4 protein-coding genes are annotated in these 6,345 nt (G+C 37.8%); all 4 read left to right on the top strand.

Going from position 1 to position 6,345, the window contains the following annotated elements; genetic code table 11:
- Positions 1-1,046 (top strand): hypothetical protein (locus QXK50_08600; GenBank protein ID MEM2009208.1); only part of this gene is annotated, 1,046 nt, incomplete at its 5' end.
- Positions 1,047-1,243: 197 nt separating this feature from the next.
- A complete protein-coding gene (locus QXK50_08595; protein ID MEM2009207.1) occupies positions 1,244-2,290 on the top strand; it encodes a hypothetical protein in 1,047 nt (348 codons plus the stop codon).
- 58 nt (positions 2,291-2,348) lie between these two features.
- Positions 2,349-3,728 carry a hypothetical protein gene (locus QXK50_08590; GenBank protein MEM2009206.1) on the top strand — a complete coding sequence of 460 codons (1,380 nt, stop codon included), beginning with the start codon at positions 2,349-2,351 and terminating at the stop codon, positions 3,726-3,728.
- A 304-nt stretch (positions 3,729-4,032) separates the two neighbouring features.
- Positions 4,033-6,345: hypothetical protein (locus tag QXK50_08585; protein MEM2009205.1), on the top strand; the 2,313-nt coding region annotated here is incomplete at its 3' end.

Genomic DNA, 6,345 nt, shown 5'->3' with positions numbered 1-6,345 from the left:
CAGTACCAGTAACAATAATTAGAACAATAACGGTGACAAGAACAACTACTTCTCCTATTACAACAACTATTGTAACACCAACAACTACAACTCCTACAACACCGAGAACTACTCCAACACCAACAACTGCACCAACAACCATTTCTCCTACAGCTATTATTAGAGCTGTTCCTTGTTCTAGTGCTGTAACTGTTACGGGTGATGCTAATAATATATGGCCTTGCGGCAGTCTTGGTAATGAGTGTTATGCTTGTGTGAATTTATGGGGTCTCAATGATTATCAAGGACAGTTTAGCGGTAATGTTATTATGAGGTGTAGTGCTAATGGTCCTTTGATAGTAAATAATAGTCTTGTGTTAACTAATGTGCCTAAGAATTCGTGGGATGTTATAGCATACCATGAAATTGTCTATGGAGCATCTCCATGGGAAACTCAAACACCGTATTCAAAAGGTGTATCAGCATTATCTATGCCTAGGAAGGTAAACGAACTTCCAAGGGTCTTAGCATATCTGAGGTACTCATTTGATCGATTTAATACCGCTGTTAATTTCGCTTTTGATTTATGGTTAAAGAGAAACCCTGCTACACCTGGTGTCCAACCTGGTGATATAGAGCTCATGATATGGACATTCAGGGGTGGTGGAGCTGGTCCTGGAGGCAATAAGGTTAGAGACATAACTATACCCACGCTTATCAATGGTAGCATAGTTAATATGAATTGGGAAGTATACTTCGCTGCAGACTGGGGTAACGGATGGAGGTATATAGCGTTTGTGTCTAGTCAGAACATTAGGAGAGGAGAAGTAGGCATAGATTTAATGGCATTTATACAGGCAACGGCACAAGTAATTAATGAGGTTAGACCTGATCTAGGCATAAATCCGACAACGATAGGAGACTTCTACGTTATGACAATAGAATTTGGTTCAGAAGTATTCTATACGCAGTACGTAGATGTGGATTGGACGATACATAGCTACTATCTAGCGCTTTATCCGCTATCTGTAGATACTCAAACTGCACTACAACTGTTACCAAGATAAATTCCCCTTTTAATGACAAGGATTTTTTCAAATATATCAAATTATCTATTACATTCATTGATTGGTTGTTTCCTATAGCATCTTTTCTATAGCATCTTTTGCGTACTTCTGAGCCATTCTCGACTTGGTTGGTTCGATAAGTTTATATAGTGTACTAAAGTGTGCTAGACTTATTGAACTAGCGGGTGGATATTGTTATGAACATAAAGATGAACAATATACGTAGTGTAGCTGGAATGTACCTAATATTTATAGTATTATACACACTCGGTCTTAGTCTAGGATATATGCATGCATACAATAATATTGTTGAAGGAGATTTTAGTATAGTATGGTACTCAAAAAACATACTTCATTTTGACGAGTTTTATGTTGTTGCACCCAATTTCGCAGAAGATATGTCGTTAATTTATGGCAAGAATATCGTCTGCAAATCTTTAAGTATAGCAATTTCTAGTTTAGGTGTCTATGCATTTCATACAGTAGTTAATGGTAGTGAACAATACGTACATATAGAGGGAGGTGTAATCAAAGTACAGCTAACTAATATAGATACTAGAGAAATCATAATGGATGAATTTCCAGTACCAGGACTTTATGCGATATATATATCCATTATCCCGTCAGTAATATGGATTCGAGATCCTACGACAGGCATTACAACAAGAATGCAAAGAGTGAGACTCTATGTTGAAGGTTATGGTAGTGAGGACATTAGAAGGACTTATAACATTAGCAATGTGTTACCAGTAGTTGAAGCACTACACTTGAGTAGTACAACATATAGGTCTATAAATGCCATTAACAACTACATCACAATACATATTGAATATTTAGCAAATCCTCATAATGTGCTTGTAGTGTTTACGCCTAGTACAGATAAGACTTGGACTGCTACACTCACATCAGTAATCACAAAAACTGTGTCCGTTACATTTCCAGTAACTACTACAGTGACTCTTGAGACCACGGTTATAAGTACTACAGAAATAGAAAAGCAGGTGTTTACTACTAGTACAGCGATCATTACAGTAACAAAACCTATTACTACGACAATTGAGAAAACAACTACTACTATAGAGAGAGAAATCTCTACAATAGAGACAGTCATAGAGAAGAGTACAACTATAACACATGTAGTTGAAAAGGGCTACAGCATCTATACCTTGATAGGTGTGGCCGTAATCTCTATAGTTATTTCGATAACACTAGCATTATTACTCACCTTTAGGAAACTAGTTTAAACATTACAAGAAAACTTTATATTTTGCTTACATTCTCCAAGTCAAGGGAAATACCGTGATGAAGTCTAGATTACACTTGTTGATTGCCACAATGATTGTCGTATCACTAGTTAACGCATGGTTTATTGCTGATGTATGTGGTGAAGAAGCGTCTATAGGGTTAGGAAGAATTGTATGGCGTTCCCATAGTAATCCATCTAAAGGTAGAGATATTCCATATTCTTTATGCGGATACGATGATTGGATCTATATTGTAGGATCTGAGGCTAGTGATCAAGATATACCTATTCATAGAGTTGAGAAAAGATCGAAATCGAATGGTTCTCTCCTTGCTTTCTGGAGAGGAGACATTCATGGGGAATTTAGGGATTGTGTAGTTATTGGCAATAGGGTTTATGCTGTTGGTTACGTAGAGCAAGAACGGGGTACCAGGACATGGATTGTAGCTGTTTTCAATACAGATCTTACACTCTTAAATATATCTGTAAGAAGAGAGTTCACGTATTGGAGTGAAGCAATAGCAATTACAGTTCTTAGGGATAGCATATATTTAGCTGGGTTTGTAGGTATTGCTCCTGATGACACACAGTGGCGTGTAGAGAAAATCTCTGCAGATCTATCAATTCTACAAACATATGAAATAAACCCATCTAATGTATACGATGTATTAACATGTTTTGATGCAAATCATGTTACAGAGGAGCTATGGATTGTTGGGATGAATGGTTTAACGGGTTTCTGGAGAATAGAGGTTCTAGATGAAGACTTAAATAGAAAACACATTTTCGAAAAAGAGATACCAGGATATGGTTTACCTAATGCCATCACTTTTGATGAAAACGGCTCTGCCTATATAGCTGGAGCAGGTATAGCCGTGTTCAGTAATAGAGCGGAACTTCTACAAGTGTCAACAACTTTTGGTTACTGTCCAAAACTAGTTTACTCAAATGAGATAGTATATCTATTTTGTACACTTATGCTAGAAGGTTATAACAGACACATAATGTATACAATAGATAAACAGAGCTTTATAGCATTTACATTCATACTAAGTGGAGACGTAAATTCATATGCATATTTTGCAAATGGTAAACCGCATCTAGATGAAGATCATATCTATGTTGCAGGATTTGATGAGCTTGAAGATAGTGGTAGATGGATTATATACAGTATAGAGAAGATACCTGACCAAATACCCGTAGAACACATAATAACAGAACCACACACTTCAACGATAACTATAACAATAGGTTTCCGAGATCTAATAGAACAAATAAAGAAAGGGGTATCTACGGTTACTACATTAGAAACCCCATCTTCCTCAATAGAAATAGTAGAGCAAAAACCCTCAATTGATATCAAAATAATTATATTCATACTAATGTTCATGTTTATCGCATCTATACTGATGTTCTTAATAGCCAAAAAGGAGCGCTAGCACTATATGACGATTATAATATACGATATATAATACTTACTGTAAACCACGTGTGGCAACGTAGTTGTGGATACGACAAACCTACGTAACCGGTATAGTACACAATTATAGAGATGAACGATGAAGATAATACCTCTATGTAGCTTATGTGTAGGGAGTGTAAGCTGGGTATACTTTATACACTCTATATTGTTGTGAGTACCACTCAACAGGTAAGCAGTTTTATGATGATTATAGTGAAGTTTATAGCCTGTACTATTACATTTAGCTTCTGAGTATATTTGGGTAATGTGGGTGTATATACATGAGTTTAGTTAAAAAAGCTCTAAGCATAGCATTATTGTTAACCATGGTCATGCCACTAGTATCTATACCAATAACATATGGTCTTCAGGTAACAGTAGACAATATAACTTTTAGAGCAATAAGAATACTACCCACAACATCATCGTATTACGGAGTCACATCTAGAGGTAGTTGTCAAGGCCAAAACTGCCAGTTATGGAATCTGGTAAGTATTGGTAATGCTTCTATTGATGTAAATGTTTGGGGTCTACAGCGCAACTATACTCAACAGGATGTAGGTTCAGGAGAAGTAGTTATGACGATAACGAGCCAGGGTACACTCAATGTTAGATCTAGATGGAATTTGAGAGTGAGACCTGAGTACAACACTTTATGTTATCATGAGGTTATATATGGTGCTAAACCTTGGGGAACAACATCACAAGAGTATCCAGCTTACCTAGACACGCCAATAAGATATAGAGATATGCCTAGACTTCTAATAGACTTAAGGTATGAACAGGTAAGAGGTACACCGGGACACAACTTCGCGTTCGAGGCATGGGTATTCAAAGACTCTAATAATGGAAGAGAGCCAACGTATGGAGATATAGAGGTTATGGTTCAGACATATATTTCTGGTGGAAGACCAGCTGGACAACCAGTTAGAACAGTTACAGTACCTGTTATAATCAACGGACAAGTTGTAAATAGGGATTTCGAGTTATGGTGGCATCCAAGAGCAGACCTAGGATGGGCATTCATAACATTTAAAATGGTACAAGGTATAGCTACAGGACATGTAGTATTCGACTATACAGAACTTATAGAATATGCTAAACAATGGCTACAAGAAATAAACTGGTCAGATGGTGGCGTAACATGGCAACAATTCGATAACATGTACTTTATGGCTCTAGAATTTGGTACAGAAATATATACAAATCAAACACTTGGTATGAACGTTGATGTAGAATGGAACTTATACAGATATTACTTCGCATTAGCACCAAGAACTGTATCATCAGCTAGTGCTATAAACGCATGGGCTAAAGTGATAGGAGCAACTCCAACGCCTACTCCTACTCCAACGCCCACAACGCCCAGAACTACTCCTACTCCAACGCCTACTCCTACTCCAACGCCTACTCCTACTCCAACGCCTACTCCTAATCTCAGAGTTATAAATGTTCTTCCTGCTACTGGTCAGTATGTTGGTACTGTTTCGAGGGGTTATTGTAGTGGTGGTTCTTGTCAGCTTTGGAATCTGAGACAGATAGGTAATGCATCTATTGATGTAAATCTATGGGGGTTAGAGGGTAGAGAATCTCAGTCTAGTGGAGAAGCTGTTATGGAGATATTACAGGGAGGGATTCTACGAACTAGATCTCAATGGCAATTAGGTACAGCTCCTCAATACAATACACCCGGATATCACGAGGTTATATATGGTGCTAAACCTTGGGGAACAAACCCAATATCTGAATATCCAGCTTACCTAGACACACCAATAAGATATAGTCAAGCGCCTAGAATACTCATAGCATATAATTATTCAATAGTTAGATCTGAGCCCGGAAACAATATGGCTTTTGAGGCGTGGTTGTTCAGAGATTCTGATAGCAGTAGATCTCCTGGGGCAGGAGATCTAGAGATAATGGTGCAGACATTTATAAAATATGGAACGCCTGGAGGAAGTCAGAGAGGAACACTATCGAATGTACCCATGATAGTCAACGGTCAGTTAGTCTATAGAAACTTCGAGATATGGTTATCTGAAGGCGACTGGACATTCATAACATTCAAAATAACAGAGAACATCGAGAGAGGATATGTTGTGTTCGACTATACATACTTTATAGAAGCAACAAAACAATTCTTAAGAAGTATAGGATGGTCTAAAGGAGGAACAACACCAGACAACATAGACAATCTCTACATAATGTCGCTAGAGCTAGGAACAGAAGTATACTCAACAGGAGGAAGCGTAAATATAGAATGGTACATGTACAACTACAAGATAGTACTAACAGATAGATCAGTATCAACAACAGATGCATTAAACGCATGGCTACAAGCCATAGGAAGAACCACCACACCTACAACGCCTAGAACAACACCAACACCTACTCCAACACCTACAACGCCTAGAACAACTCCAGTAACAACTCCAGTAACTACTACTACTGTTGTAACTACTCCATCTCCTACTCCAACACCTACTGGTACTTTGACTGTTACTGTTGTTCCTGCACCAAGTACTAGTGTTATGCTTAATGCTGCTAGATCTGCATCATTATCTGGTGTTCTTCAGTTTAGGTCAAGAACATCA

The organism is Ignisphaera sp. (genome assembly GCA_038831005.1).
GTDB lineage: Archaea > Thermoproteota > Thermoprotei_A > Sulfolobales > Ignisphaeraceae > Ignisphaera.
The sequence above is the reverse complement of the archived record's forward strand: the minus strand, read 5'-3'. Positions and strand labels throughout refer to the sequence as shown.

What these genes read in the sequence shown, in the direction of transcription:
- QXK50_08590 (MEM2009206.1), top strand. Translation starts at nt 2,349, where the DNA reads ATGAAGTCTAGATTACACTTGTTGATTGCCACAATGATTGTCGTATCA.
- QXK50_08595 (MEM2009207.1), top strand. Translation starts at nt 1,244, where the DNA reads ATGAACATAAAGATGAACAATATACGTAGTGTAGCTGGAATGTACCTA.